At 65.5% G+C, this 26,577-nt stretch carries 25 protein-coding genes; 13 read left to right on the forward strand and 12 right to left on the reverse strand.

The genetic code is table 11. The annotated features are described in order from the left end of the window. Position 1 precedes the first annotated feature (1 nt). Both KF838_13625 and KF838_13630 read right to left on the reverse strand, forming a co-directional pair. The gene (locus KF838_13625; protein ID QYK47816.1) at positions 2-430 is read right to left on the reverse strand and encodes a hypothetical protein; all 429 of its coding nucleotides are present in this window, start codon (positions 428-430) and stop codon (positions 2-4) included. A 43-nt stretch (positions 431-473) separates the two neighbouring features. Then, positions 474-1,094, reverse strand: a complete 621-nt coding sequence (locus tag KF838_13630; GenBank protein ID QYK47817.1) for a trimeric intracellular cation channel family protein — start codon at positions 1,092-1,094, stop codon at positions 474-476. A gap of 80 nt (positions 1,095-1,174) precedes the next feature. Here KF838_13630 and KF838_13635 point away from each other — a divergent pair, with 80 nt between their 5' ends. Then, entirely contained in the window at positions 1,175-1,390 is a 216-nt protein-coding gene (locus KF838_13635; GenBank protein QYK47818.1) for a 4-oxalocrotonate tautomerase family protein, read from the forward strand. 34 nt (positions 1,391-1,424) lie between these two features. Here KF838_13635 and KF838_13640 read toward each other — a convergent pair whose 3' ends face one another. After that, positions 1,425-3,842, reverse strand: coding sequence for a glycosyltransferase family 39 protein (locus tag KF838_13640; GenBank protein ID QYK47819.1), 2,418 nt, complete (start codon positions 3,840-3,842; stop codon positions 1,425-1,427). Between the two features lie 97 nt (positions 3,843-3,939). On the opposite strand from KF838_13640, the gene KF838_13645 reads away from it, so the two are divergent. Continuing rightward, positions 3,940-5,475 carry a glycosyltransferase gene (locus KF838_13645; GenBank protein ID QYK47820.1) on the forward strand — a complete coding sequence of 512 codons (1,536 nt, stop codon included), beginning with the start codon at positions 3,940-3,942 and terminating at the stop codon, positions 5,473-5,475. On the opposite strand, the gene KF838_13650 is transcribed toward KF838_13645, so the two are convergent. Next, a complete protein-coding gene (locus KF838_13650; protein ID QYK47821.1) occupies positions 5,399-6,097 on the reverse strand; it encodes a DUF2238 domain-containing protein in 699 nt (232 codons plus the stop codon). The genes KF838_13645 and KF838_13650 overlap by 77 nt on opposite strands. Positions 6,098-6,134: 37 nt before the next feature. On the opposite strand from KF838_13650, the gene KF838_13655 reads away from it, so the two are divergent. Next, a complete protein-coding gene (locus KF838_13655; GenBank protein ID QYK47822.1) occupies positions 6,135-8,033 on the forward strand; it encodes a chloride channel protein in 1,899 nt (632 codons plus the stop codon). A gap of 27 nt (positions 8,034-8,060) precedes the next feature. Here KF838_13655 and KF838_13660 read toward each other — a convergent pair whose 3' ends face one another. The 3 genes from KF838_13660 to KF838_13670 are packed head-to-tail and all read right to left on the reverse strand — an operon-like array spanning position 8,061 to position 10,195. Continuing rightward, positions 8,061-8,990 carry an NAD(+)/NADH kinase gene (locus KF838_13660; protein ID QYK47823.1) on the reverse strand — a complete coding sequence of 310 codons (930 nt, stop codon included), beginning with the start codon at positions 8,988-8,990 and terminating at the stop codon, positions 8,061-8,063. Further along, positions 8,987-9,907, reverse strand: coding sequence for a tRNA pseudouridine synthase A (locus KF838_13665; GenBank protein QYK47824.1), 921 nt, complete (start codon positions 9,905-9,907; stop codon positions 8,987-8,989). Before KF838_13665 ends, KF838_13660 begins: the two co-directional genes overlap by 4 nt. A gap of 30 nt (positions 9,908-9,937) precedes the next feature. Further along, complete coding sequence (locus tag KF838_13670; GenBank protein QYK47825.1) at positions 9,938-10,195, reverse strand: hypothetical protein; 258 nt, start codon at positions 10,193-10,195, stop codon at positions 9,938-9,940. A 64-nt stretch (positions 10,196-10,259) separates the two neighbouring features. On the opposite strand from KF838_13670, the gene KF838_13675 reads away from it, so the two are divergent. Further along, positions 10,260-11,063, forward strand: a complete 804-nt coding sequence (locus KF838_13675) for a hypothetical protein (protein ID QYK47826.1) — start codon at positions 10,260-10,262, stop codon at positions 11,061-11,063. Between the two features lie 4 nt (positions 11,064-11,067). Here the strand turns inward: KF838_13675 and KF838_13680 are convergent, their stop codons facing one another. Both KF838_13680 and ggt read right to left on the reverse strand, forming a co-directional pair. Beyond that, positions 11,068-12,036, reverse strand: coding sequence for an aminotransferase class IV (locus tag KF838_13680; GenBank protein QYK47827.1), 969 nt, complete (start codon positions 12,034-12,036; stop codon positions 11,068-11,070). Between the two features lie 96 nt (positions 12,037-12,132). Beyond that, positions 12,133-13,983, reverse strand: coding sequence for a gamma-glutamyltransferase (gene ggt / locus KF838_13685; protein QYK47828.1), 1,851 nt, complete (start codon positions 13,981-13,983; stop codon positions 12,133-12,135). 137 nt (positions 13,984-14,120) lie between these two features. Between ggt and KF838_13690 the strand changes: the two genes are divergently transcribed. Both KF838_13690 and KF838_13695 read left to right on the forward strand, forming a co-directional pair. Beyond that, positions 14,121-15,032, forward strand: a complete 912-nt coding sequence (locus KF838_13690) for a hypothetical protein (GenBank protein QYK47829.1) — start codon at positions 14,121-14,123, stop codon at positions 15,030-15,032. Next, complete coding sequence (locus tag KF838_13695) at positions 15,025-15,456, forward strand: hypothetical protein (GenBank protein ID QYK47830.1); 432 nt, start codon at positions 15,025-15,027, stop codon at positions 15,454-15,456. The genes KF838_13690 and KF838_13695 overlap by 8 nt, the downstream gene beginning before the upstream one ends. A 205-nt stretch (positions 15,457-15,661) precedes the next feature. Here KF838_13695 and KF838_13700 read toward each other — a convergent pair whose 3' ends face one another. Beyond that, a complete protein-coding gene (locus tag KF838_13700) occupies positions 15,662-16,648 on the reverse strand; it encodes a metallophosphoesterase (protein QYK47831.1) in 987 nt (328 codons plus the stop codon). Between the two features lie 276 nt (positions 16,649-16,924). On the opposite strand from KF838_13700, the gene KF838_13705 reads away from it, so the two are divergent. Genes KF838_13705 through mnhG form a run of 7 tightly spaced genes read left to right on the forward strand, consistent with a single transcriptional unit; the run spans position 16,925 to position 22,712 of the window. Continuing rightward, positions 16,925-19,267 carry a putative monovalent cation/H+ antiporter subunit A gene (locus KF838_13705; GenBank protein QYK47832.1) on the forward strand — a complete coding sequence of 781 codons (2,343 nt, stop codon included), beginning with the start codon at positions 16,925-16,927 and terminating at the stop codon, positions 19,265-19,267. After that, positions 19,264-19,677 carry a Na+/H+ antiporter subunit B gene (locus KF838_13710; protein ID QYK47833.1) on the forward strand — a complete coding sequence of 138 codons (414 nt, stop codon included), beginning with the start codon at positions 19,264-19,266 and terminating at the stop codon, positions 19,675-19,677. Before KF838_13705 ends, KF838_13710 begins: the two co-directional genes overlap by 4 nt. A gap of 18 nt (positions 19,678-19,695) precedes the next feature. After that, complete coding sequence (locus tag KF838_13715) at positions 19,696-20,043, forward strand: Na+/H+ antiporter subunit C (protein ID QYK47834.1); 348 nt, start codon at positions 19,696-19,698, stop codon at positions 20,041-20,043. Beyond that, entirely contained in the window at positions 20,040-21,569 is a 1,530-nt protein-coding gene (locus KF838_13720) for a Na+/H+ antiporter subunit D (protein ID QYK47835.1), read from the forward strand. The genes KF838_13715 and KF838_13720 overlap by 4 nt, the downstream gene beginning before the upstream one ends. Continuing rightward, positions 21,566-22,039, forward strand: a complete 474-nt coding sequence (locus KF838_13725; GenBank protein QYK47836.1) for a Na+/H+ antiporter subunit E — start codon at positions 21,566-21,568, stop codon at positions 22,037-22,039. Before KF838_13720 ends, KF838_13725 begins: the two co-directional genes overlap by 4 nt. After that, positions 22,036-22,323: a hypothetical protein gene (locus tag KF838_13730; protein QYK47837.1), complete on the forward strand. Its 288-nt coding sequence runs from the start codon at positions 22,036-22,038 to the stop codon at positions 22,321-22,323. The genes KF838_13725 and KF838_13730 overlap by 4 nt, the downstream gene beginning before the upstream one ends. Beyond that, on the forward strand, positions 22,320-22,712 hold the full coding sequence (mnhG, locus tag KF838_13735; GenBank protein ID QYK47838.1) for a monovalent cation/H(+) antiporter subunit G: 393 nt from the start codon (positions 22,320-22,322) through the stop codon (positions 22,710-22,712). The genes KF838_13730 and mnhG overlap by 4 nt, the downstream gene beginning before the upstream one ends. Positions 22,713-22,732: 20 nt before the next feature. On the opposite strand, the gene KF838_13740 is transcribed toward mnhG, so the two are convergent. Together KF838_13740 and KF838_13745 are read right to left on the reverse strand one after the other, a co-directional pair. Continuing rightward, entirely contained in the window at positions 22,733-23,170 is a 438-nt protein-coding gene (locus KF838_13740) for a hypothetical protein (protein QYK47839.1), read from the reverse strand. Between the two features lie 218 nt (positions 23,171-23,388). Continuing rightward, positions 23,389-26,148 (reverse strand): AAA family ATPase, encoded by a 2,760-nt coding sequence (locus KF838_13745; protein ID QYK47840.1) that lies wholly within the window; start codon positions 26,146-26,148, stop codon positions 23,389-23,391. Positions 26,149-26,577 lie beyond the last annotated feature (429 nt).

Consider the following 26,577-nt stretch of genomic DNA (forward strand, 5'->3'; position numbering starts at 1 on the left):
GTCATGCCCCTGCAAGGAATGTGAGCCGGATGAACACGATCCGGGAATCCGGACGGAGTCGGACGACCCGGTCCAGGTCCTTGTACTCCTCCTCGTCGATCACCACGAGGTAGAGCCCGTCCTCGAACGCCTCCAGTGCCGCACCGATGGCCTCGTCCATGTTCACGCGTCGGGGGACGGAGCGTCCCTCCGGCGAGATTCTTCCCCTTTCAAGCCCCTCTTCGATCTGGCGGGGGGAGAGCACACGGTCGAGCCGGCGCTCCGCAGCACCCTTCTTGAATGACTCAACCTCGACTCGGACGAGTTTCTCGATCAGCATCCGCAGCGTCAGGTCTTCACCTTCCTCGCCCCACTCCGGCCCGAGTGGGATGGACCAATCCGCGAAGAGCGGGCGTTTGGATCCGATGGTGCGAGCGGTGATGACCGGCATGGAAACAGCATAGTGAGAGAGAGAGCCGCAGGACGGGGGCGGATCAGGGCGTGACACGTGGCGCGTACGCCGGCAGATTGAGGTTGCGTGTCATGCCGAGCGCGCGGAGCGCAAAAGCGATGGCGATCCCCGTGCCGATGCACGCCCACTCGGGCGTCTGGAGCGCGTCGAGCGCGACATACGCCGCACTCCCCGCGAGTGCGGCGGTCAGGTAGATCTCGCGTTGCAGGATGATCGGCATCTCGTTCCGGATGATCTCGCGGATGACCCCGCCGCCGGTGGCGGTGAGTGCGCCCATGAGCGTCGCGGTGATGGGGCGTGCTCCGAGTTGCGTGGCGGTTGCGGCTCCGATGACGGCGAAGAGCGCGAGCCCAACAGCGTCGGCCCACAGAAGCGCGCGGCGCTTGCGTTCGACGGATGCTCCGAAGCGGAAGGCGATCGCTGCTCCGAGCATGCTGAGAAGAATGTAGATGGGCTGGTCGGCCCAGAAGACTTCGCCGCGTGCGAGAATGATGTCGCGGAGGGTGCCGCCGCCCACACCCGTAACGAACGCGAGCAGGAAGAACCCTCCGATGTCGAGGCGCTTCTCTGCGGCCGCGAGCCCCCCCGCAATCGCAAAGACGAGCGTGCCGAGGTAGTCGCCGATCTGGATGAGGGGTGGCATGCGGGGTGGCCTTAGTGTCTTCCTGGCGTGACGGCGGGGCGTCGACGATCATCGTAAGCAGAGCACACGAAAGGAAGACCATGCCATACATCAATCTCAAGATCACGAAGGACGGCGTCACCCGCGAACAGAAGCAGCGGATTGTCGCGGAGTTCACCGACACGATGGTGCGCGTGCTCGGGAAGAAGCCCGAGCATACCCACATCGTGATCGATGAGGTGGAGACCGACAACTGGGGCTTCGCGGGGATGCTGACGACCGATTATCGAGCGGCCCAGAAGGCACATGGCGGGTGACTGGGAAGGTGGTAGTGGGGGGGTGAGTGGTACCTCACTCGTCGGTGGCGTGCTGATCCGGTTGCTGCTCGCCGGGTGAGGGCTCAAGCGGTCTGTAGGGAACGACGACGATCGACTTATAGAGCACGGATGTCGGGCGTCCGCTGGGGCTCTTGGGAGGTTCCAGCGCGGTGTACTGCAGCGTGAGGCGGGCCTCGCCGGTGATCGTGCCGAGCGGCACACGGATCGTCTCGAACTGACGCGGGTCGGCAAAGATGTGCTCGTGGACTCGTCGGCCGTTGACGCGAACCACGACCCCCTGCCGGGGGCTTCCGTTGCTTCGGCAGGTGGTGATGAGCTCGAGTTCGCGGCCGACGCCCTTGATGGTGAGAACTGTCCGTTCCCCCAGTCCCCAGCGGACTTGCGGGAGGTTCCACTGGGGGTACGGGCCCTCGGGGTTGCCGAGGCCTTCGACGAGCGTCCAGCCACGGAAGCGGTCTTTGATCGAGACGCTCTCGGCCGGGTACGGATCCGTGAACATGGCGTTCGGGTCACCGGGCACGAAGATCCAATACTGTCCGAAGTGTGAATCGAGGACATACGTGGTCCGGCTGGCGCGGTGGACGAGATCGCCTCCTCTGAAGGGGATCCAGAGCACGAGATCGGGGACCGGGGTTCCGGGCTTTGGCCAGGGTCCGAACATGGGAACGAAGGAGACGAACTGGGTGCGTATGCCCGCGCGCCGAATGGCACGCATCGCGAGGTACTCGTCCGGCCCGCTGTGCCCGATGATCAGGCCGATCGCACTGGGGTTGAGCTCCTGCACGCGGCGCACCATCTGCTCGGAGAGATGGCGCTGGCGTTTGATGTTCGGGGTGCCGAGGTGGATCCGGTCTTGGTAGGGCACGGAGAAGAGTGAGTTGTCGCCGATGAGCGGACGCCGATGGTTCGTGAGGAGCGAGGGCATGGCGGTGCCGAGCATCGCGAGGGCGAGCGTGAACCCCGCCGGCTTGCACCTTCCGAGCGTCGGGCCGGCGACAGCGCACAGCATGCAGGCAATCGGGATGTGCAGACGCGTGTTCCAGATCTGCCACTTCAGGAGCACACACATGAGAATGAACGCCGCGTAGGGGAGCGCGATCGCGATCAGTCCCCCCCAATCGCGATCGCGCCGCGCGATCACAATCGCGACGGGCAGAAGGATGATCGCAAGCAGGAGATGGGCCGGTCCCGCGGCGCCGTCCTCGTGCGAAGGAGTCCACGGCACGCTGAACGGGGGCGAGGCGTGGTAGGTGGTGCGCGGTTCGTTGATGTCGAGGGACATCGCGTTGTGCAGACGCCGCACGGCTTGATCTGTGGCGGTTCTGAGCGGCTCGATCGGCGTGCCCGCATGGAGCGCCACGCTGCGCACGAAGACCGAGAGGATCTGGACCGGGGCGTGGGTCTCGTTGGTGACGGCGAAGCCCCCCTTGTGGTCGGGCGGACCGAAGGGGGCGTTGTAGACGGCGATGTTCCTCGCCCAGTATCCGGCGTTCAACGAGCAGGCGATGGCGAGCATCAGCACCCCGTGGGGGATGCTCCGGAGGCGTTGGCGGACCAGCAGAGTGATCCCGATCGTCAGGCAGATCGGTGCCGCGACGATCGTGCCCGTTCCCTTGGTGAGCATCGCCAGCCCGAGAGAGACACCGATCATGGCGGCTCGCTGCCAGTTGCACCTGCCCTCGCGCAGGATGCGGACAGCGCAGAGCATGAGACACAGGATCCAAGCCGCCAGCAGCACGTCGTTCTTCGCGTTGCTTCCCTGCATCAGCGTGGGGGGCATGGTGACGGTGGCGAGGGCGGCGAGCGATTGCCCGAGGCGTGAGCCGCCGAGTTCGCGGGAAATGAGCGATGCGCCGGCAGCGCAGACAACGAGCGCGACCCACTGGACGAGGTTGTGCAAGGCGTCAGAGTCGGAGAGCGCGAGGAGATGGACCCCGAACGACTCCGAGAGCGTGGGCATCACGAGTTGGCGAAGACTGTTTGCCGGGTAGAGATCGAGCGAGCCCTGTTGGAGCCAGCGGATCTGGCGCGGCAGGTGGTACGACAGTGCGTCGGCGTTGTTGGGTGGTGTGGCGGCGGCAATGACGAACGCGACGCCGAGCACGGCAATGGTCGCGCACATCACAAGAGCGACCGGGATCGAGCGCGGCTCGGTCGGCGCGGGGGGATCGTCGGCGCGGGTGCGCCGGAGCGCGATCAGCACGCCGAGCGCGATGATGCCGACACCCCAGAGCGTGAGCGACCCCGTGAAACCGATGCACCCGAGAAGACTGAGGATCTCTGTTCCCATGGCGTTCCAGACTCCGGTCGCCAGGGCTCCGATCAGCAGCGACTCACGCCGGGTGCGCCTCGGGCCGGCGAAACAGGAGCGGGCCGCGATGGTCGCGAGCAGCAGGAACGCGGCGGGGAGTGCGCCCAGTATCAGTTGCAAGGAGGTCGCTCCGGGGCGCACGGATCGCGCCGATCGAGAATGTATATAGTTCTTGCTTCCCAGCCGCCAGCGGCACGCAAGAGAGGAAGGAGCCCGTTTGGCAGCGCACCCCACCTACAAGGTCCTGAGCGTCCTCATGCCCGTCTACAACGAGGCGCGGACGCTCCGCCGGATTGTCGCGGCGGTCCTGAGCAGCCCGATCGATCTCGAGATCGAGCTGGTGTGCGTGGACGACCGCAGCACCGACAACTCCTGGGCGATCCTGACCGAACTGGCGGCGGCCGATCGGCGCATCCGCATCGTGCGCCACGCGACCAACAAGGGGAAGGGTGCGGCGATCCGGACCGCGATCGCGAGCATGACGGGCGACATCGCCATCGTTCAGGATGCGGACCTTGAGTACGACCCGGCCGAGTATCCGGTGATGCTCGGCCCGATTCTCTCCGGGAAGGCGGACGCGGTCTTCGGTTCGCGCTTCGCGTCCTCACCCCAGCGTCGCGTGCTGCTCTACTGGCACGGGGTCGCGAATCGATTCCTGACTTGGATCACGAATGTCCTCAACGACATCAACATCACGGACATGGAGACCTGCTACAAGGCCGTCCGCGCGGACGTGCTCAAGCAGATCCCGCTCAAGAGCGACAGGTTCGGCATCGAGCCGGAACTGACGACACGCCTGGCACAGTGGAACCTTCGCATCTACGAGGTGCCGATCAGTTACCACGGGCGCACGGTCGCCGAGGGGAAGAAGATCGGCCTCAAGGATGCGTTCGAGGCGCTGTGGTGTCTCGTCAAGTATCGATTTCTCGACACGCGATTCACGACGCACGATGGGTATTACATCCTCCAGAGCGTGCGCCGGGCCAAGCGGTTCAATCGCTGGATGCTGTCGCGATTCCGCCCGTATGTGGGCAATCGCGTCTGCGAGGCCGGGTGCGGCATTGGAAACTTCACGGAGTTGCTCCTCGACCGGGAGCGTCTGCACTGTCTGGACTATGACCCGTTCTACATCGAGGTGATCCGCAGGCGTTTCGGGCACATGGAGAACGTGCAGGTCGGCTGGAACGACCTGGCGAACCCGGTCGGGCTCGCGGAGCTTCAGGCCGAGCGCTTCGACACGATCATCTCCCTGAACGTCGTCGAGCACATCGAGGACGATCGCGCCGTGCTCCGTCACTTCTCGCAGATGCTCCAGCCGGGAGGCCACGCCGTGGTGCTCGTGCCGTGCCATCCGTGGCTTTACACCGTCTGCGACAAGACGCTCGGCCACTTCAGGCGGTACACGCCGGAGGATCTCTCCGCCAAGTTCCGCGAGGCGGGCTTCAAGGTCGTCTCCGCGAGCCAGTTCAACCGCCTCGGCGTGCTCGGCTGGTGGGTCAGCGGCCTGATGAAGAAGCGTGAGATCTCTCCCCTGCAGATGCGGGTGTACGAGCTGCTGATGCCGCTGGCGCGAGTCATGGACTGGCTCAGGATCGGGCCGGGTCTGAGTCTGATCGTCGTCGGCCAGAAACCCATCACGACGCCGGATGCCGAGCGCGAGCCGCCGGAGATCGTCGTCACGAAGGGGCAGATGCCCGCGGCACGCGATCGGGACCGGGCCGAGGTCGATTCCGTGGTGTCGTCGCACGGATGAGCACGCCCGCGATGACGCACCCGGAGAGGTTCGATACAAGATCCCACCCGGTATTGACGTAGCCGCCGACGTTCGTGTTCGGGAAGATGAGCGTGGCGATGAACTCGATGATCTCGTTCATGGCCGACAACCCCATCGAGACCATCATCGCCGCGAAGATCGGGCCGAACGTCGGAGGGAGGGACGCTCCCGGCAAGAGACCTCCCGCGACGGTCCCATCCTCGCGTCGGACGCCTCCGACCGAGGCGTTCAGGGCACGCCAGGCGACCAGCGTCGTGGTGAAGAAGCCGAAGGCGTGGACGACCTGGTCGTACTTGGGCAGGAACGCCGCGACCCGGAGACTGTACAGAACAGATTGCTCGCCTGGCTCGGTGAGCCGATCGGGGATTGGGACGGTGCCCCCCATCATGTGGGCCAGCCCCCAGATCGAGAGGCACCACAGAGAGAGCGTCGAGAGACGGATGCGTGTGTCCAGCCACCAGACGATGCCGATGAGCGCGAGCATCACAAGCCCGTAGAAGATGAACTCGTGGTTGAAGGCCCTGAAAGCCAGGGCGGTCGCGACGACCATGTAAAGGGCGGCGAGGATCGCCGGTCCGCGCAGCGCTGGCCTGATCGTCATTCTGCTAACCTACCTCTCGGTCGGGCGGTGCTGGAGCATGCGTGCGAGGCGTCCCGGGCGGCGCATCAGGAGTGCATCGGCGATTTCATCTGATCCCGAACACCACGAGCCGGCACGGGACCTTCGCACGCGACTGCGTGCGATCGAGCTGTCCCGCGTCTTCGATGCCATCGGCCTCGGGCGGGAGTGGTACCTCATTTTCTGCGGCGGCATCGTCGGCGCGATCACCGCGCTCGGGGCGGTGGGGTTCGCCAAGGCGCTCCACGCGACGGAGAACGCGACGTTCGGGTTCCTCGCGAACGCGCCGATCTGGCTCATCCCGCTCCCGCCGATCCTCGGCGCGCTGGTGACGGCGGCGCTGGTGCACTACCTCGCGCGGGACGCGAGCGGGCATGGCGTGCCCCAGGTGATCGAAGCGATCCACAAGCGGGGAGGCCGCATCCCGCTCAAGGTCGGGCTCGTCAAGATCGTCGCTTCGATCGCCACGGTCGGTTCGGGTGGCTCTGCCGGTGCCGAGGGACCGATCGTGCAGATCGGCTCGACGGCGGGGAGCGTGATGGGACGCGGGCTCCGCGTCGGACGCGCGGACATGAGCACGCTGCTCGGCTGCGGCGCGGCAGCGGGGATCGCATCGGTCTTCAACGCGCCGATCACCGGCGTCTTCTTCGTGCTCGAAGTCTTGCTCCGCGACTTCTCGCTGCGGACCTTCACGCCCATCGTCGTGTCGAGCGTCTTCTCGGTCGGCGTCACGCAGTCGCTGCTCGGAAAGGACGAGGCGATCTTCGGCGTCGCGCTGACGGGGTACGGCTTCACGATCATGGAGATGCCATCGTTCATCGCGCTCGGAATCCTCTGCGCGGTCATCGGCGTCGGATTCACGCGGATGCTGCACCTGTCGGAGGATCTGTTCGCGCGGCTCCGGGTCAGCCCGCTCATCCGCCCGTCGATCGGTGCCGCACTGCTGGGGCTTGTGGGCCTTGTCTGGGCGTTGTGCGTCGTCTCGCCGGATGGGGGCCACTCGGTGCCGGCGTTCTTCGGCAATGGATACGCCACGATCCGCTCGATGGTCGATCCCGCTTCGTACGGCGCGGCGAGCACCGGGGGCGTGGTCTCGTTGTCGCTGGTCGCGATCCTCTTGCTGTGCGTGCTCAAGTCCGTCGGCACCTCGCTCACGCTCGGCTCCGGAGGGTCGGGCGGGGTCTTCGCGCCCTCGCTCTTTGTCGGGGCAGCGGCGGGCGGCGCGTTCGGCATGCTGCTCGAGCGAGCAGGGCTGATGCCCACGGGCGGGACACCCGCCTCTTACGCGCTGGTCGGGATGGCGGCGGTGATCGCGGGCACGACGTTCGCACCCCTCACGGCGATCCTTCTCCTGTTCGAGCTCACGCGCGAGCCCAAGGTGCTGCTGCCGGCGATGCTGGCGTGCATCGTCGCGGCCGTTGTCGCGCAGCGCTGGATGCGCGACTCGATCTACACGGCCCGGCTGCGCCAGTCGGGGCTGCTCTTGGGCGGAACGCGTGACCTGACGGTGATGCGCCGCGTGCATCTCTCGTCGATCCGGCTTGCACCGCTCCCCCCGGAGCCGATTTATCCGTCGGATCCGCTGGCGAAGGTGATCGGGCTGCTCAGCGCGCATCGCGCGCCGGACTTCCCGGTGGTTGATCCGTCGGGGAAGTATCTCGGCATGGTCACGGGAGAGGATGTGCGGGCCGCGCTGATCGATCGCGAGGCGATCCCGCTCCTCCTGGTTGCGGAGTTGCTGCGCACGGACCTGCCCGTCCTCTCGCCCGAGGAAACGCTCGACACGGTGATCGACAAGTTCGCGCAGCATGATGTGGCGTGCATCTGCATCGTTGAGCCGGGGAGCGGCGTGCCGCACGGCCTCGTGACGAGGGCCGCAGTCATGAAGCGATACCAGCAGGCGCTGAGCGACTCCTGATATTCCGCCATGGTTCGCAGCCCGTGCTCAGGCGGGCAGAAGCACCGGAAGAGCGCGCTCGCGAACGCTCAGCACGAGCGGACCGTGGGCACGATCGAGCGATGCCGCCTCGCCGTCGAGCTGGAACGCGTGCAAAGCGTTGCCGCTCGTCGATGAAGAGATCCGAATCTCTCGTGCCCGCGCGCGGACGATGCGGCGCGAGAGGTGTGTGAGCCCAGCAAGGCCGATCGCCAGCCACGCGAGCGTGCGCGCGCTGGAGCTGCTGGGCGCAAAGAACATGTCGAGATGGCCGTCGGTCATGCTCGCGTTCGGCGACGGGTCGATGCCGAGCGCGTACCTGCGGCAGTTGCTGACCACGACGTTCCCTCGCACGCCATCGACGATCGTCCGCCCGTCGGCCTCGATGCGAAGCGCGCGGATCGACGGGCGCAGCAGGCACGAAACAACCGGGCGCACATACGAGGCGTGCGAGATCGGGCCGCTGCGTCTGGCCGCCAGCGCGTGCAGCACGTCGGCATCGAAGCCCACGCTGCACATGAGCATGAAGGCGCGGTCGTGCGCGCCCGCGCCGGCGCAGACTCCGCTGTCGAACCGCCGCACGTTCCACCGCTCGATCGCACGCACCAGCGACGCGGCATCGGGCTTCATGCCGAACTCCCGCGCAAACAGGTTCTCCGTGCCGCGCGGGATGTGGTAGATCGGGATGTCTCGTTCCAGCGCGACGGACGCCGCGGCATTGACGGTGCCGTCTCCGCCGCAGGCGACGATGAGGTTGCGCCCTTCCGCCTCTCGCTCCCACGCAGGACCGATAGGGACCGAGGCGGGCTCGTGCCCGGCGGCGCGGAGCGCCTCGGCGATGCGCGGGCCGAGTGCGTTCGATCCCCCCTTGCCCGACGCGCTGTTCATCAGGATGAGCGGGCGCAGCCGATCTGGCCGGGGCGGTCCGGTGTGGGTCACGACGCGCTCTCCGCGTGGGGCGGCTCATTGCGCTGCTTGTATGTGATCCACTCGAGGCAGAGCCCGCTGGCGGGGAAGGTCGGCCCCGCGAGGCGTCGATCGCCGGTGCGGAGCGCGTCGCGGATGCGGGCGACGTCGGCTCTGCCTCTGCCCGCATCGGCGAGCGTTCCCGCGATGATGCGGACCATGTTCCAGAGGAAGCCGCTGCCGCTGATGTCGATCCGGATCCGGTCCTCAAGGGGCTGCCCCGTCTGCGCGTCGATCGCGTGCGCGACGGTCAACGCGTGCACGGTGCGGATCGTGGACTGCCTGCCGTGTCCCGCCGCGGCGAACGCAGCAAAGTCGTGCTCGCCGACGAGCTCGGCGGCAACGTCGCGCATGGGCTGGATCTCAAGCGGCTCCCACACCTGATGAACATAGCGTCGATCCCAGAGCGGGCGCTCGCGCGAGGCGTGGATGGTGTACGAATACCCCTTCGCGATGCAGTCGCCGATGGGGTCGAAGTCGCCGGGCACAGGGCGGGCGTCGGTGACGAGCACATCATCGGGCAGACGCCCGTTGATCGCGCGCCGGAGCGCGTCGGTCCCGCGCGAGAGTGGCCACCCGCTCCCACGCGCCTGGAGCGCGGGGTCGTCGGTTGCTGTGAACGCCGCGACCTGCCCTCGCGCGTGAACGCCCGAGTCGGTGCGGCTCGCGCCGAAGAGCATGACCGGCTCTCTGACCACCTCGCGGACGGCGCGTTCAACGATCGCCTGCACGGTGCGAAGGGCGACGCGCCCCGGATCGCCGGTTTCGAGCGTCGGATCGACGTGCGCCCCGGAGCCGGTCGCCTCCGCCTGTGCCGCTGGCGGCTCCTGCTTCTGCCACCCGCAGAAATCGGTGCCGTCATACGCGATCGTGAGCATGTAGCGTGGCATCGCGTTGTGGGCCCGGAGGTCGCGTGATCGTCAGTCTTTGGTGGGTGTGTCGAAGCCGGTGACGACGATCTGTGTCGCGCGCGTCGGCTGGCGAGTTCCTGGGGTGCGCTGGTCGGGGCTCCTGCCGGGTACGGAAGGATCGACGCGGGTCTCGGGTCGCGAGGCATCGACATCCTCACCCATAGACCTCTCGTTGTCGGCCCAGGTGTACGCCGACCTGCGGGCGAGCCACGTCCCAGCGAGGGTGAGAACGAAGAAGACGATCGTGACGATGATCACGATTTGCATGGATTCAGCATAGGCGAGCGGGGATAGAGTCTGCCCCACCCGACCGAACAGGGGATCACGGATCGTGAACGCATCTCCAGCCCGTGTGCTCTGGCTTTTCTCGCTGATCCGCAGCGGCTCGTCGATCGCGGCGTATTCCGCCGCCGCGCCGTGGGGCCACGCGGTGGCGGATGAGCCGTTCGGGCCATGGGATCGGACGGGTCCGCCGTACGGGTATCCGCGCGAGCAGGACGCGTTGCAGAAGACGTTCGGGGAGAGCGCGCACGAGCTTACGCCCCCTGTCGTCGCGCTTGCCGGGTCGTTGTTTGCAAAGCTGGCGCACGATCCGGCGCACGGGCTCGCGACCGGGAGCGTGGTGGTCAAGATCCCGCATCACGTCCCGACGCCCGGGCAGGTGGCGCGGGCGTGGCCGACCCAGAGAGCCGCCTTCCTGCTTCGCAACCCGCTGCACCGCCTGAACTCGCTCTACGTGCGCGGGTGGCTCGACCCCTCACCGATCGGGCCGAACCACGACCTGGAGCAGTACCGCGCGTTCGCGCGGGTGTGGATGGCCCAGCCCGCGGGCGTGCGGATCACCTATGACATGATCCGGCGCGAGCCCTCGGAGATGTACCGCAGGATCTTCATCGCGTGGCGCCTGGCGTTCACGCATGAGCATCTGGAGCGCGCTGTCGCTTACGCCATGGCGAACTACCACCACGCCTCGCGCGATGTGACGACGGAGCACGACACGCATCGCGTGCTGAGCGAGTCTCGCAGCGCCCTGCCCCCCGAGGCGGTGCACGCGTACCTAGATGATCCGGAGATGCGTGAGCTCTTCCGGGTCGCGGGGTGGTCGCTCGATCCGCGGGCCTATCTCGCGCCTTGATCGATCACATCCCCGCCTCTTCGAGGATCTTCTCTTCCCAGGCCCGCCGGAGCTGTCCGGCCACCCGGCCGGGCGTCGCGTCGGCGATCGCCTCGCGCTCGATCTTGACCACGGGCAGCACGCCCCACGAGGAGTTAGTCAGCAGAACCTCGTCCGCGCCGAGCATGTCCTCAATGGTGACGAGCCGACGATCGACCGTCATGCCCCGCTCTTCGGCCCATTCCAAGGCCCACGCGCGGACCGTGCCCGGCAGAACAGGGCTCGGCATCGTGGCGCGCGCCTCCTCGCCACGAGCCAGCGGCGTGATGACCGCATCGCCCTTGACGATCAGCGCGTTGCTCACGCATCCGCCCGCGAGGTGGTTGGTCACCTGCATGACAAGGGCCTCGGCCGCGCCCTTGCTTCCCGCCGCCCGGAGCTCGCGGAGTCGGCCCCAGTAGTTCAGTGTCTTATGACCCGCGAGCGGGTCGAGAGGATTGGCACGCATGTCGGCGATCGTGACGGCGACGCCGCGCTCGAACATCTCGGCGGGATACGCGGTCGCCTCTTGCACAAGGATGAGCACCGTCGGATCGACGCCCGTGGAGGCGGGCTCGCGCGACGCGGCGTCGGGATCGTCGGAAGCACTCGGGGCGTTCCTGGCCTTGTCCCACGTGCGCGAGAGCAGGTTCAGATCGCCACCCGTGAAAGTCAGACGGATCCGCGCAAGGTCGAGCCCGGAGGCCTCGATGGTCTCGAGCACGGCATCGCCGAGCGCGGTGGTGTTGATGTGGTCGGAAAGCCCGAGTTCCGAGGCCGAATCACGCAGGCGCAGCATGTGGTCGGTGAGCTGTGCCGCCCAGGGGCCGGACGTGCCGTTTCCACCGAGCATGGTCTCGAAGAGCCCGACCGCGTGCGTGAAGCCCGCATCGAACGCGGAGACACGCGCCTCATGCGCCGGGACGATTCTGCCGTTGAACCAGACTGTTGCCATAGGGGGATTCGGTGTCGGAGAGCCAGTGTGACGGAGAGACGAGGTGGCGGATGGTATGGTCCAACCCGCGTCTCACTCCGTCACTTTGCCGCTCCCTCACTCTCCCGCCGGAACGCCGCCCTTGCGGGGGTCGGAGACGGCGTCGAGCGTCCCTGCGGGGGTCCTGTGGATCAGCTGAACGACCGCGCCGCTGGTTGCATCCTTGACGTTGTGCCGAAGCTTGCGAAGCCAGAGCGACACGCCCATCCCGCTCATGATCTCTTTGTCGTCGAACCCGCGCTCGATCTCAAGAACGCTGGGGAGCCACTGGTGGTGCATCCGCTTGGCGGCAACGGCGTCCGCGGCATTCATGTTGCGAACCAGAATGTTGAGGATCGACTGAGCCGTTGCCGTGATGATGCGCGGGCCGCCGGATGCGCCGGCGACGATGATCGGGACATCGGCATCGAGCACGATGGTGGGAGACATGCTGCTGAGCGGGCGCTTGCCCGGCTCGGGGAGGTTCTTCTCTGATTGGCGGAGCCCATAGGCGTTGGGCTTGTCCAGACGCGTGGTGAAATCATCCATCTGATTGTTGAGGCAGAACCCCGAGCCGGGAACCGCAACATACGAGCCGAACTCGGTGTTGATGGTCTCGGTACACGCGACCGCACCGCCCCGGCCGTCGATCACGCTGATGTGGCTGGTGCCGGAATCGATCTTGATCTGCCCGGGCTCGCCGTAGTACTCGGGTCCGTACGAGCGGGAGGGGTTGATGCGCCTGGCAAAGTCGTCCAGACGCTGCGCCCCGAGCAGCTTCTTCACCGGGATGGCCGTGAACTTCGGATCGGCCAGGTAGTTGGAGCGATCCGCAAAGGCGAACTTGAACGACTCGGCCAGTTGGTGCGCGTACGACGCGCTGTTCCCCTCGGACCAGAGTGTCGCAAGCCCGCGGCGTTCGGCGAGCCCCAGAATCTGCCCGATCGCGATCCCTCCGGAACTCGGCGGCGGCATCAGCAGGACCCGCTTGCCGAGAAACTCGACGGTCAGCGGCTCGCCGTCATCGACACGCGGGAGTCTGAAGTCGGCCTCGGTAAACCATGCCGCAGAACGCGGGGCCGCTCGCCCGCCCGCTGTGTACGTGACCAACGCGTCCGCGTTCACGTGCTCGATGAGCGACTGCGCGAACGCGCCGCTGTAAAAGGCATCGGCTCCATCTCGGACGATCGCCTCCAGCAGCGCGGCCTGCTCAGGGTTCTTGATGGTGTCGCCGAGCGCGATCGCGCCCGAACCGAGGAATCGCTCCCACGTGAACGCGAAGCGCGTCTGGTAGTCCTTGTTGATCACGAACCGCTCGGTGGCGTTGATGGCCGCACGCATGTACGCGCCGTCCGTCTGGAAGCCCTCGCGTGCGGCCCGAATGGCCGGGGCGAGCACGGTGGCACGGTCGAGCGTGCCGTACGTCTCGAGGGCATAGAGCAGCCCCGCGACAGTGCCGGGCACACCCGAAGCGAGCGCACCGTCGAGCGAAGCACGCTCCTGGTCGAGAGACTCGTAGAAGTTCTTGCGTGCGGCACGCGGCGCGAGCTCGCGGTAGTTGATCGCACGCTCGACGCGGGGGGCTCCGGGCTTCGCGTCTTTGGGCGGAAGTGAGATGAGCATGAATCCGCCGCCGCCGATCCCGCACGAGAAGGGGCGAACCACGGAGAGCGTGAACGATGCAGCGACGGCCGCGTCAACGGCGTTGCCCCCCTTGGCGAGCATCTCCGCGCCCACCCGCGAGGCGATCGGATGATCCGCTGCAACGGCGTACCTGGTGAAGGTGGCGCCGAAGCCCGAGGTGGGAACAGCAGCGGGGGCGGTCTCGGATTGGGCGGAAGCGACTGCCGGTGCGAGAAGGAGGAACACCGCAACTCGAATGAGAGAGTGCATAAACAAACGCGGGCTGAGGGAATGAGCGAGAGGCATAAAAGCTCCAATCATGAACCAGACAATATGTGCGGACACGCTGATAAGATTCTCACAATCCGATACAACTGACTTGACAGCCGGTGGGGGGGGGGGGGGTAGAGTGGCAATATCAGCACTCAACAAGGGAGGAACCCATGGCTGTGCGTGCTCAACTTTCTCGATTCGTCGTGATCTCTTTGACGTTGTTCATGTCTGCTTTCTGGGTGCTTACGTCGAGCGCCCAGGTATGGGATGAGGTCGGCGCGACCGAGGCGCTGACTGGTCAGCCATACGACTGGACCGGCACCGCGGGAATCGCATACTCGGACGGCGAGTTGTGGTACATGGATTATGACGGCGAGAACTCGCCGCCCGCGGTTGATCTTGTCGCTGCGACCATTGCTTACCGATTTCCGGTGTCTTGGTACACAGAGTCAGTGTATACGTTCTTTGAAGACAACCCGGGCGATTCTCCCTTTGGCGAGCCCATGATCGTGACGGTCTCGGTCGATGCGGTGGCATTCGAGGTGGCAACGCCTTTCTATGACGGCTATGTGGTTGGACTCATGGTAACCTATGCGAGCAGTGCGGGGGAGTTCCGTGGTTCGGAAGAACTCGAAGTCTTCTCTCCGGGCGATCTGTTGCCGGATAAGCAGAGCGCGAGGCGAAGCGTCAGGCGTCTGGCGGCAACGCAATCCCCTTCTCCCACCAATGCCGGCCCGGCCGGAGTCGAGCTCACCTGTGAAGAGAAATGCGCATTGACTCGTCAAACAGCACGAAAGAATGCCTTCGACAATTATACTACTCACGCAAAGTTGTGCAGCATCGCTGCGGGGGCTGGAGCCGGGTCGGGGTGCCTGGCAGGCCTTACGGCGTGCGGCTGGCTCGCGCCGCCGTTTACACCTGTTATCTGCTGCATAGGTGGGGGCATTATCGGTACGGGGCTTGGGATGAGTGCATGCTTGTACAGTGTCACCGAGCTGTACGAGTCTGCATTGCGAGGCATCGAGCGTGAGTACAGAGACTGCATGCTTACTCAGTGTGGTATCGTGATCGCAGATGAGTAAGCAGAAGCGATTCAACCTGAATGCGCATGACTGGGCACGCCACCTGCCCCCGTCGTATCTTGCCTCTCGAGTGCGTCGGCGCATACATATCTTTGTCGGCGCGATCATGACTCCCCTCTTTGTTGTTCTGATCTCTTGGTTCGCCACGACTATTTCGCCGGATCGAGTCCGGATTCAGATTCTGTGCTTGCTTGCGTTCTGTGCGTGCAGTCTTGCGTACTTGGCGTGGATCTTGATCAGATGGACAAGTGCAGCGAGGCGGGCGAAGTCGATGGGCTGGCAGTTGTGTCCGGTCTGCCTCTACGACCTCTCCGGAGACGGCTGCTCGCCCGATGCCGACGCGATGCTCTTCGTCTGCCCAGAGTGCGGCGGCCGCTACGACATGGATGACCTGAGAACCGCCTGGGCTGCTGGCCAGCGCTGACACTCAGCACGGCTTCGTTGGGGGTTGGCATTGCCTGTGTCTACCGGATGATCCGCTGCAACGGCGTACCTGGTGAATGTGGCGCCGAAGCCCGAGGTGGGAACAGCTGCGGGGGCGGTCTCGGATTGGGCGAGCGTCGGCGCGGCGTAACCCCCGACCGCGAGAGATGCGGTCACGAGCCAGTGAAGCCAGGGTACTGATCGCATCAGGCCTCCGCCTTCCATCCGTAGTTCATATACCGATACCCGAACGTGCCGTCCTCGTTGAGGTCCAGAAGCCCGTATCCCTCGTTGCACTCGTGGTGCGAGCCCTTCCACCAGTTGCCGCTGACGGCCCCGTCGCAGATGTAAGAGACGCCCCGATAGTCAAGCCGCTCGTTGCGGTGCATGTGCCCGCTCAGCGCGACCTTCACCTGCGGGTTCTCGCCGAAGAGCTTCACAACACGCGCCATGTCCGTCAGCATCAGCCCGCCGGAGACCTTCCACCCCTCGCGCGGCTTGTCTTTCATGTCGATCAGCGGCGTCGCCGAAACGATCGAGATGTGCGAGACCACACAGGTCGGGCGATCGCGGTTCGCCGCGAGATCGGCCTTGAGCCACTCGAACTGCTCGTCCTCAAGACGCCCGATGTAGCCGGTGTCGCCGTCGGGCTGGACGCTGTCGAGGATCACGAAGCGCCACGCACCCTTGTTGAAAGCGTGCCACGCTCTCTCCATGCCCAGATTCTCCAGTGCCCAGCGCTTTCCCCACCTGGCCTCATCGCCCCTGGTCTGGCTCTTCTTCTTGTTCCAGCCCCAGATGTCGTGGTTGCCGAGCGTGTGGCGCACGTCGCCGGCATACCCGGCATCCTTCCACGCGCGGAGAAAGAGATCCCACTGCTCGCGGGTGCGCTGCTCGGTCGCCTCGAACCCATCCATGATCAGGTCGCCCCCGGTGATGATCAGATCCGGGCTCTGCCCCGAAGCGTGCCGGATGCACGCCAGCAGGCCGTCGTACGCGCGCCGCTCGGGTTGCACGTGGGTGTCGGTCATGTGAACGAGCCGGAGCGAGCCCGAAGCACGCCCGACACCCGCGCCCGATGCCGCCTGCGCACGCGACCCTGCACCGAGCCCCGCCAGTCCCGCGGCTCCGACACCGATGGCCGCGATCGCTTCGCGACGAGAGAGCGAGAGACGGTCGCCGTGGTTTCGCATGCCAGAACTCCTTGTCTGTCAGAGTGGGGGTCTTCGAGTGGGGGGGACAACCGTGGGGGCTTTCGAGCGTGGTGGGGCTTCGAGCGAGCGCGGAGCAACGAATAAAGGATCGAGCGAAGCGGATCAGTGGGCTCAGCGGCCGCCCGGTGCGCCAGCATATCGCGATCGGGGTGACGATTGCGAGCGTGCTCGCCAGTGCCGGGCCTGCCCGAGGGTCTAAAATGCCCACGCACCTTCGCGTACCCGTCGTCCGCTCGCGGCAGGGAGGCCCCCTCGTTGACGCTCCTGGCGATCGTCATCTCCGGTTTCGTTCTCGCCATTGCCGCGCCGTGGGTCACGCGCGCGACGGGCAAGTCCGCGGGGTGGATACTGGCGGCCCTTCCCGCTGCGATCGCGGGCTACCTCATCTCTCAGGTCTCCGGCGTTGCCTCCGGCCAGACGGTCTCCGTGGCCTACCAGTGGATTCCCGGGCTGGGCATCGACCTTTCGTTCATGCTGGACGGTCTCTCGCTCCTCTTCGCGCTGATGATCAGCGGGATCGGCGCCCTCATCCTTATTTATGCCGGCGGCTATCTCGCCGGGCACCCCCATCAGGGGCGACTCTTCTGCTTCCTCTTGCTCTTCATGGGCTCGATGCTGGGCGTGGTGCTTGCTGCCAACGTGCTGACGCTCTTTGTCTTCTGGGAACTGACGAGCATCACCTCCTACCTCTTGATCGGCTTCGACCATCGGCGGAAGGAGGCCCGTGCCGCGGCATTGCAGGCGCTTCTCGTCACCGGTCTGGGCGGGCTCGCCATGCTTGCAGGCCTGTTGCTGATGGGGCATGTCGCGGGGTCGTACTCAATCTCGGAGATCCTGAGCCGGCGTGATGTCCTGCAATCGCACGCGCTCGCGCCCGCCATCACCATACTAGTTCTTGTCGGTTGCTTCACGAAGTCTGCGCAGTTTCCCTTCCACTTCTGGCTCCCCGGCGCGATGGAAGCGCCGACGCCGATCAGCGCGTACCTGCACTCGTCCACGATGGTCAAGGCCGGGATCTATCTCATGGCCCGGCTCACTCCCGCGCTCGGCTCGACCGAGCTCTGGCAGTGGCTGCTGACGGGCGCGGGAGCCGCCACGATGCTCGCCGGCGCACTCCTGGCGATGCGCGAAGCGTATCTCAAGCGGCTCCTGGCCTATTCGACTGTCTCTGCACTCGGCATCATCACGATGGGGCTGGGGATCGGCACAGAGAAAGCAATTTCCGCGGCGATCGCCTTCATCCTCGCCCACGCGCTCTACAAGGGCTCGCTCTTCATGGTCGCGGGAGCAATCGATCACGAGACCGGCGAGAAGAATGTCGACAAACTCTCGGGCCTGCGCAGGGCGATGCCGATCCTCTCGATCGTCGCGCTCCTCGCCGCGGCCTCACAGGCCGGGTTCCCCCCGCTTGCCGGTTTCGTGGCCAAAGAGATGATGCTCGAGTCCGCCCTGCACGCGCCGATCATCGCCGTGGTGCTGACCGCCGCCCTCACGCTCTCCGCGGCGTTGCTGGTCGTCGTCGCCGGGCTCGTCGCCTTCAAGCCCTTCTTCGGGGGCGAGCGTCCGACGCCCAAGCACGCGCACGAGCCGCCGCTCTCGCTCCTGCTCGGTCCCGGGTTGCTGGCGATCCTCGGCGTTGCGGTCGCGCTCGTGCCGGGCATGCTGGCCGATCCCCTGATCGCGCCCGCCGCATCCGCGACGCTCGGCACCGAATCGCACACGCATTTCAAGATCTGGCACGGCTTCAACCTCGCGCTCGGGCTGAGCGCGATCGCGACCGGCGTCGGCGTCCTGGTGTACGCGACGCGATCTCGCTGGATGCCGCTCGCAGGAGCCACGTCCGGGCTGGACCGCCTCTCACCGACGGCGTGCTACCACGGCGTGCTTCGGTTCGTCACGGCGTTCGCCGAGAGCCAGACGCGCATGATCCAGACGGGGCGCCTGCGCGACTATCTCATCGTCATCTTCCTCGTCACGATCGGTGTCGTCTCGTACCCGCTGCTCACGCGCGTCGGCCCGCCCGTCTGGAACGAGCTCGGCACCCTCCACTGGCTGGACGTCGGGATCGCGGTCCTGATCCTCCTCTCGGCGTTCGCGGCGGTCACCGCGAAGAACCGCCTGCTCGCGATCATCGCGCTGGGCATGGCGGGCCTGGGCGTCACGATGTTCTATGTGATCTACGCCGCACCCGATCTCGCGCTGACGCAGATCTCGATCGAGGCGCTCTCCGTGGTGCTCTTCGTGCTCGTCTTCCGGCGCCTGCCGGACTTCCGCTCGCTCTCGTCTCGCGCAGGAAAGTTGCGAGATGTGCTGATCGCGTGCGCGGGCGGTGGGATGATGGCCGGGCTCGTGCTCATGGCGACGAGCTACCCGTCCGCGACGAGCGTGAGCCGCGACCTGGCCGAGCGGAGCTACCCGGAAGGCCACGGCAAGAACGTGGTCAACGTGATCCTCGTGGACTTCCGCGCGATGGACACAATGGGCGAAATCACGGTGCTTGCGATCGCCGCCCTCGGCGTGCTCGCGCTGCTCAAACTCCGTGACCGGATCGACGACGAGCATCCGACCGCAGCGCCAGACGCGGGAGGGAGCACATGAACTCAGTCATCCTCCAGACCGCAACGCGCTTCCTCATGCCGCTCATCCTGGTCTTCTCCGTTGTCATCATGCTGCAGGGGCACAACAAGCCCGGCGGCGGGTTCATCGGCGGGCTGCTCGCCGCCGCGGCGTTCTCGCTCCACGCGCTCGCCTTCAACCCGGCAGAGACGCGGGCTTCGCTCCGATTCGACCTCCGCAGCATCATCGCGATCGGGCTGCTCATCTCGCTCAGCGCGGGGCTGCCAGCGCTCCTCACGGGCCAACCCCTCTTCACCGGGCTCTGGCACGAGATGATGGTTCCGGGCATCGGCGTCGTCCATCTGGGAACGCCCCTGCTCTTCGATCTGGGCGTCTACATCGTCGTGATCGGGATCAGCGTGCTCATGGTGCTCACCCTTGTCGAGGATTGACGAAAGGAGTCTCCGTTCATGCAGATTCTGATCGCGATCATCATCGGCGGCATCTTCGCGTGCGCGATCTACATGATCCTGCGCCGCAGCATCGTGAAGCTGATCATGGGGCTCGCGCTGCTCGGGCACGCCGCGAATCTCCTCATATTCTCCGCTGGCGGGCTTGCCAAGGGCCACCCCGCGCTCGTCGCGCCCGGCAGCACGGCCCCGCCCGAGCCCTACGCCGATCCGCTGCCCCAGGCCCTGATCCTGACCGCGATCGTGATCAGTTTCGGCGTCCTGGCGTTCATGATGGTTCTGGTCAGTCGCGCGTACAACGCAGTGGGGAACGACGATACCGATGAGTTTGTGAACACCGAACGATGAGCACACTCGCAGTCCTTCCCGTGATTCTCCCTCTGGCCGCAGGCGCGATCAGCGTGCTGCTCTGGAAGTCGCTCCGCGTGCAGCGTGTGGTCGGCGTGGTCGCGACGCTCGCGCTCGTCATCGTCTCGCTCCTTCTCTTCAGAGAGGTCCATCGCGAAGGGATCATCGTCGTCCGCATGGGAAGCTGGCCCTCGCCGCTCGGCATCAGCTTCGTCGTCGATCTGTTCGGCTCGATCATGGTCGTGCTCGCCGCCATCACCGGCGCGGCAACCGCCATCTACTCGGTCCGCGGCATCGACAAGCGGCGACAGTCGTTCCTCTACTTTCCACTGCTCCATATCCTGCTGATGGGCGTCTGCGGCGCATTCCTCACGGGCGACATCTTCAATCTCTACGTCTGGTTCGAGGTACTCCTGATGTCCTCGTTCGTGCTCCTCGCGCTCGGCAACGAACGCGACCAGCTCGAGGGCGCAATCAAATATGTCACCATCAACCTCATGTCCTCCGCACTCTTCCTCACGTCGATCGGCATCCTCTACGGAACCTTCGGCACCCTGGACATGGCCGATCTCTCTCGCAAGATCGCCGCCACGCAGAACACCGGCATCGTCACCACGCTCTCGATGCTCTTCCTCATCGCCTTCGGCATCAAGGCCGCGATCTTCCCCCTCTTCTTTTGGCTCCCCGCCTCGTACCACACACCCCCCTTCGCCGTCTCCGCCATCTTCGCGGGATTGCTCACGAAGGTCGGCGTCTACGCGATCATCAGAGTCTTCACGCTGCTCTTCCCCATCGATCCGGGCTTCACGCGCCCGCTCATGCTCTTTCTCGCGGCCATGACGATGCTCACCGGGGTTCTCGGCGCAGCCGCACAGATGGAGTTCCGGCGCGTCCTCTCCTTCCACATCATCAGCCAGATCGGCTACATGCTCCTGGGGCTCGCGCTCGCGACGCCCCTCGCGCTCGCCGGCTCGGTCTTCTACATCATGCACCACATCATCGTCAAAGCTAATCTCTTCTTCATCGCGGGGCTGGCCGAGCGTATCCGCGGCACCTCCGACCTCAAAGCGATCGGCCCCGTCAGCGTCTACGCGCGGTCCCCGCTGGTCGCGATCCTCTTCTTCATTCCGGCCATGTCGCTGGCGGGCATCCCGCCGCTCTCCGGGTTCTTCGCAAAGCTGGTGCTCATCCGTGCCGGGCTCGAGATCGGCGAGTGGGCGATCATCGCCGTCGCCCTCGTCGTGAGCATCCTCACGCTGTACTCGATGACGAAGATCTGGGCCGAGGCCTTCTGGAAAGGGCCCGCTCGGCGCGAGGACGAGGCCGAGAGCGTCACAAAGGACGCCGTGCCCCCCTCGATGCTGCTCCCCGTTGCAACGCTCGCGGCAATCACAGTCGCCGTCGGCCTCTTCGCGGGGCCGATCTTTGACATCGCGAGCCGCGCCGCCGCCCAGTTGCTCGACAAAGAGGGGTACGTCCGCGCGGTGCTGGGCGACGACGCGATGCAAGCGGAGGGATCGCCATGAGTCTCCTCGCCGCGAACCTGATCCTGGCCGTTCTCTGGGGCCTGACCACGGAGAACTTCTCCGTGATGAACCTGACGATCGGGTATCTCGTCTCGCTGGGAATCCTGGTCTTTGTCCGGCGCGCGCTGGGCGATTCCCATTACTTCCGCGATATCAGCGAGGTGCTCGCGCTCGTCTGGTTCTTCCTGAAGGAACTGGTGATCGCCAACATCCGCATGGCCAAGTACACCCTCTCGCCGCTCGACCGGCTGAGGCCCGGCATCATCGCGGTGCCGATGGACTTCATGACCGACGCCGAGATCACGCTGCTGGCGAACCTGATCACGCTCACGCCGGGTACGCTCTCGATCGACGTCTCGAAAGACAAGCGGACGCTCTTCGTCCATGTCATGGACATCACCTCCGCCCAGGCGGTGCGCGACGAGATCAAGCAGGGCTTCGAGGCCCGTGTGCTGAGGGCCGCACGATGACAGAGTTCGGCGCATCCATGCTCGGCTGGACGGTTCCCGCCGTGATGGCGATCCTCGCGCTCGCGACCGCGATGGCCGTCTTCCGACTCGTCCGAGGCCCGACACTCCCGGACCACGTCGTCGCGCTCGACCTCATCGGAACCATCGTCGCAGGCATCGTCGCGATCCACGCCATCCGAACACACCAGCCGGTCTACATCTACGCCTCGCTCGTCCTCGGGCTTGTGCTCTTCCTCGGAACGGTTGCCATCGGCTACTACCTCGAACGGAAGGTGACGCGATGAAGGACATCATCGTCTCCCTCATGCTCTGGGCCGGCGCGGCGTTCACACTCCTCGGTGCGCTCGGCACCCTCCGCATGCCCGACCTCTACACACGCCTCCAGGCCTCGACAAAGGCGGGAACGCTCGGCGTGACCTGCATCATGGTCGCCGCGGCGATCCACTTCATGGAACTCGCCGTCGCCGTTCGCGCACTCCTCGTCGTCGCATTCCTCTTCCTCACCGCGCCCGTCGCCGCCCACATCATCGCCCGTGCGGCACACTACATCCGCGTCCCGCTCTGGGACAGAAACGTCATCGACGAACTCGGCGACACACGCCGCAAACCACTCGCGCCGAGCTCACCGCCCGAGCCCGGAGTGCCCGGGCACGGACCGGGATCAACCCGCTGATAAACCCGTAAGCACGCGACTCAGCGACGGAAACTCCGTCGCCGACGCGGACCCGTGCGTGCCGTCGCGGCCCACAGCGTCGCGAGTGGATTCGAGACCATCCACGCCTTTCGTGCCCGGTCCGCACCGAGCATCTGCTCGGCGAGCGTCGGCACGCGATGCCGCCGATGCCGTAGCCACGCCAGCATGCCGAAGACTCGCATCACCTCGTCGAGCTCCTCACCCGGCGAGGCGGTCTGCGTCGGCGATGCAAGCAACAGCAATACCGGTGCACCAGTCCTGGTCACGCTCCCATCTTCGTTCAAGCGCGCACCATTGGCACGCAGCCACATCGGGTCGAACCACTCATCGCCCGTGCGAATTACGGTCTCGTGATCCTCACCCGGAGAGAACTCCGGCGACCCATCGTCCCGTGACTCGGCGCCGGAGTCCCCGAAGTTGTCGCTGTCCCTTTCCATGCTCTCTTTGATGCCTCCGAGACCTCCGGAGGTACGCGCCTCACCCTCTTCTTCGGACCCAGCCCCTTCGCGTTGCAACACGAACGCGCGTTCGTCGTGCACTTGGCGGCATGCCAGCCCGCGCACTTCAGTCTCGATTCATATCCCTGTCATGCCTTTCTCTGCGTCCTCTCTGTCTCTGTGGTGAGTCAGTTCTTCGTGCCTTGGTGCCTTCTCCATCACTTCTTCTCGAACACGAACGTTCCGCCACGATAATCGCAGAAGATGGAATCGCCCGGCCCGAACTCGCCGTTCAGGATGCGCGTCGCCAGCGTGTTCTCGATCCGCTGCTGGATGGTCCGCTTCAGCGGGCGTGCGCCGAACGCGGGGTCCCACCCCTCGGCGCCCAGGTGCTGCTTGGCCTCCATGGTGAGCTCCAGCGACATGTCGCGCTCGGCGAGCCGCTTGTGCAGACGCTCGAGCTGGATGTCCACGATCGCCGCGACCTGATCGCGCTTCAACTGATGGAAGACAACCACCTCGTCGATGCGATTCAAGAGCTCGGGCCTCATCAGCCCGCCCGACATCGTCGTCGCCGCCTTGCTCATCACCTCCGTCACCCTCGGCGGCAACCCCGCGGCTTTCGCGAACTCCTCTGCCGCCATCCCCGCCGGACCACGCTTGAGCATCTCTCGGATCGCGGCCTCGATCTCCCAGTCCTCCGCGCCCGTGGATGCGAGTTCCTGGATCTGCGCCGAGCCGTAGTTGCTCGTCATCACCACGATCGTGTTCTTGAAGTCAACAGTCCGCCCCTGTCCGTCGGTGAGGCGTCCATCCTCCAGAACCTGCAGCAACACATTGAAGACATCCGGATGGGCTTTCTCGATCTCGTCGAGCAGCACCACGCAGTACGGCCGCCGGCGAACCGCCTCCGTCAACGCGCCGCCCTCGTCGTACCCGACATAGCCGGGGGGCGCGCCGATGAGGCGCGACACCGAGTGCTTCTCCATGTACTCGGACATATCAACGCGGACCATCGCCTCCTCGGTGTCGAAGAGGAACGACGCGAGCGCCTTGCACGTCTCGGTCTTCCCGACCCCCGTCGGCCCGAGGAACAGGAACGAACCGATCGGTCGGTTCGGATCGCCAAGCCCCGCCCGCGAGCGACGCACCGCGTTCGACACGGCCTTCAGCGCCTCATCCTGCCCGACGACGCGTTGCGCCAGATGCTCCTCCATCTTCGCGAGCTTCTCGCGCTCGCTCTCGATCAGCTTGCTCACCGGGATGCCGGTCCACTTCGCGACAACCTCCGCGATCTGCTCGGCATCCACCTCTTCGGTCACAAGCGCCGTGCCCCCCGCGCGCCGTGCGGCGTGCGCCTCCTCCGTCTGAGCGATCCGCTTCTCAAGGTCGGGGATCTCGCCATAGCGGATGCGTGCCGCACGCTCCAACTCGCCCCGACGCTGCGCCTGCTCCAGCTCCGTCTGCTTCTGCTCGATCGTCGAGCGGATGGTCTTGACGGCGTCGAGATCCTTCTTCTCCTCTTCCCATCGCGCCGTCAGAGCACGGTTCTTCTCCTGAAGCTCCGCCAACTCACGCTCGATGCGCTCAAGCTCTCTGTTTGGTGTGCCTTTGGTGGCACCGCTCTCCAGAGCGGTGTCCTTGCCTCGCTTTCCAATGCTCTGGAAACCAGTGCCACCCTCAAGCTTCAGCGCCTCGCGCTCGAGCTCCAACTGCATGATCCGACGCCGCAGCTCGTCGAGTTCCGTCGGCATCGAGTCGTTCTCGATGCGGAGGCGGCTCGCCGCCTCATCGATCAGGTCGATCGCCTTGTCGGGCAGAAACCGATCCGCGATGTACCGGTGGCTGAGCTGAGCCGCCGCGAGGATCGCCCCGTCCTGGATCTTCACGCCGTGGTGCGTCTCGTACCGCGACTTCAATCCTCTCAGGATCGCGACCGTCTCCTCCACACTCGGCTGATCAACAAAGATCGGCTGGAAGCGCCGCTCAAACGCCGGATCCTTCTCGACGTGCTTGCGATACTCATCCAGCGTGGTCGCGCCGATGCACCGCAACTCACCCCGCGCGAGCGCGGGCTTCAGCAGATTCCCGGCGCTCACCGCGCCCTCCGCGGCACCCGCGCCGATGATGGTGTGAAGCTCATCGATAAAGAGGATCACCTGCCCACCCGAGGCCTGCACCTCGCGCAGCACACCCTTCAGCCGCTCCTCAAACTCGCCGCGAAACTTCGCGCCCGCCAGCAACTGCCCGACATCCAGCGCCATGATCCGCTTGTCGCGCATGCCCTCCGGGCAATCGCCATTGACAATCCGCAGCGCCAACCCCTCAGCGATCGCGGTCTTGCCGACGCCCGGTTCGCCGATCAGCACGGGGTTGTTCTTGGTCCGCCGACTGAGTACCTGCATCGTCCGACGGATCTCTTCATCGCGCCCGATGACAGGGTCCAGCTTCCCCTGCTGCGCCTTCTCCGTCAGGTCGATCGCGTACTTCTTCAGCGCCTCGAAAGAGCCCTCGGCCCCGGGATCGTTCACGTTCTGCACTCCCGATTGTTCACGGATCTGCCTGATCGCCTGCTCGATCGACGCCGGCTTCACGCCGACAACGCCGAGCAACTCCTTCGCCGGACCGCCCACCGTCGCCAGTGCGATCAGGAGGTGCTCGACAGACACATACGCATCGCCGAACTTCTTGCTCTCCTGCTCCGACCTCGCGAGGATCTCCATGATCGCTCGCCCCGCGGCTCCCGCATTGCTCGAGACCGTCGGTTGCCGAGAGAGCTCCGCCTCAACCACCTGAGCCACACGGTCGGCCCGCACGCCCGCCTTCTCAAGGATGGACCGCGCCGGCCCGGCCTTGTCCTCGACCAGGGCCGCAAGCACGTGAAGCCCGTTTACCTCAGCGTGAGAACGACCCATCGCGCCGGATTGTGCGTCCGCGAGGGCCTGCTGGGCGGCGGTTGTCAGACGGTCGGTGCGCATTGGCGATATCCTCCGAACGGGCCGTTTGGCGGTGTCGGTTTGATGTGCCGCCGGACACACCACTCGCAGAGTGGCACCGCCCATGAGCGGCGCACCTTGCCGGGGCGAGTGGCCAACTTGGGGGTATGAGCAATTTGCGGGCCAGACTACGAAGTAATCAACTGAATCGTGGAGCGACTCACAAGCATCAGGCGTTGTTTGTTCGCAATGTGTATGCGCAGTTTCGTGCAGATAGAGAAGATGTGCTATGCCAATATGGCGGCATAGTAGAGCTTCGAGTTCCGCGCCAGCGCAAGATCGCGTTTGACACCCCTCTAAATGGTGGTATGCTCATATCGCTGTCAATGGAGGTCCACAATGAAAAGTCATTACGCAAAGTGGTGTGCTCTTATCCTGTGCTGGGTTTCCGGGCTTGGATCCACGGCGGGT

It is taken from the genome of Phycisphaeraceae bacterium, assembly GCA_019454185.1.
In the GTDB taxonomy this organism is placed as follows: Bacteria; Planctomycetota; Phycisphaerae; order Phycisphaerales; family UBA1924; genus JAHBWV01.

What these genes read in the sequence shown, in the direction of transcription:
- KF838_13730 (QYK47837.1), top strand. Translation starts at nt 22,036, where the DNA reads ATGACAGAGTTCGGCGCATCCATGCTCGGCTGGACGGTTCCCGCCGTG.
- KF838_13725 (QYK47836.1), top strand. Translation starts at nt 21,566, where the DNA reads ATGAGTCTCCTCGCCGCGAACCTGATCCTGGCCGTTCTCTGGGGCCTG.
- KF838_13680 (QYK47827.1), bottom strand. Translation starts at nt 12,036, where the DNA reads ATGGCAACAGTCTGGTTCAACGGCAGAATCGTCCCGGCGCATGAGGCG.
- KF838_13655 (QYK47822.1), top strand. Translation starts at nt 6,135, where the DNA reads ATGCGTGCGAGGCGTCCCGGGCGGCGCATCAGGAGTGCATCGGCGATT.
- KF838_13710 (QYK47833.1), top strand. Translation starts at nt 19,264, where the DNA reads ATGAACTCAGTCATCCTCCAGACCGCAACGCGCTTCCTCATGCCGCTC.
- KF838_13625 (QYK47816.1), bottom strand. Translation starts at nt 430, where the DNA reads ATGCCGGTCATCACCGCTCGCACCATCGGATCCAAACGCCCGCTCTTC.
- KF838_13635 (QYK47818.1), top strand. Translation starts at nt 1,175, where the DNA reads ATGCCATACATCAATCTCAAGATCACGAAGGACGGCGTCACCCGCGAA.
- KF838_13630 (QYK47817.1), bottom strand. Translation starts at nt 1,094, where the DNA reads ATGCCACCCCTCATCCAGATCGGCGACTACCTCGGCACGCTCGTCTTT.
- KF838_13715 (QYK47834.1), top strand. Translation starts at nt 19,696, where the DNA reads ATGCAGATTCTGATCGCGATCATCATCGGCGGCATCTTCGCGTGCGCG.
- KF838_13695 (QYK47830.1), top strand. Translation starts at nt 15,025, where the DNA reads ATGAGTAAGCAGAAGCGATTCAACCTGAATGCGCATGACTGGGCACGC.
- KF838_13740 (QYK47839.1), bottom strand. Translation starts at nt 23,170, where the DNA reads ATGGAAAGGGACAGCGACAACTTCGGGGACTCCGGCGCCGAGTCACGG.
- mnhG (QYK47838.1), top strand. Translation starts at nt 22,320, where the DNA reads ATGAAGGACATCATCGTCTCCCTCATGCTCTGGGCCGGCGCGGCGTTC.
- ggt (QYK47828.1), bottom strand. Translation starts at nt 13,983, where the DNA reads ATGCCTCTCGCTCATTCCCTCAGCCCGCGTTTGTTTATGCACTCTCTC.
- KF838_13650 (QYK47821.1), bottom strand. Translation starts at nt 6,097, where the DNA reads ATGACGATCAGGCCAGCGCTGCGCGGACCGGCGATCCTCGCCGCCCTT.
- KF838_13720 (QYK47835.1), top strand. Translation starts at nt 20,040, where the DNA reads ATGAGCACACTCGCAGTCCTTCCCGTGATTCTCCCTCTGGCCGCAGGC.
- KF838_13670 (QYK47825.1), bottom strand. Translation starts at nt 10,195, where the DNA reads ATGCAAATCGTGATCATCGTCACGATCGTCTTCTTCGTTCTCACCCTC.
- KF838_13690 (QYK47829.1), top strand. Translation starts at nt 14,121, where the DNA reads ATGGCTGTGCGTGCTCAACTTTCTCGATTCGTCGTGATCTCTTTGACG.
- KF838_13665 (QYK47824.1), bottom strand. Translation starts at nt 9,907, where the DNA reads ATGCCACGCTACATGCTCACGATCGCGTATGACGGCACCGATTTCTGC.
- KF838_13745 (QYK47840.1), bottom strand. Translation starts at nt 26,148, where the DNA reads ATGCGCACCGACCGTCTGACAACCGCCGCCCAGCAGGCCCTCGCGGAC.
- KF838_13700 (QYK47831.1), bottom strand. Translation starts at nt 16,648, where the DNA reads ATGCGAAACCACGGCGACCGTCTCTCGCTCTCTCGTCGCGAAGCGATC.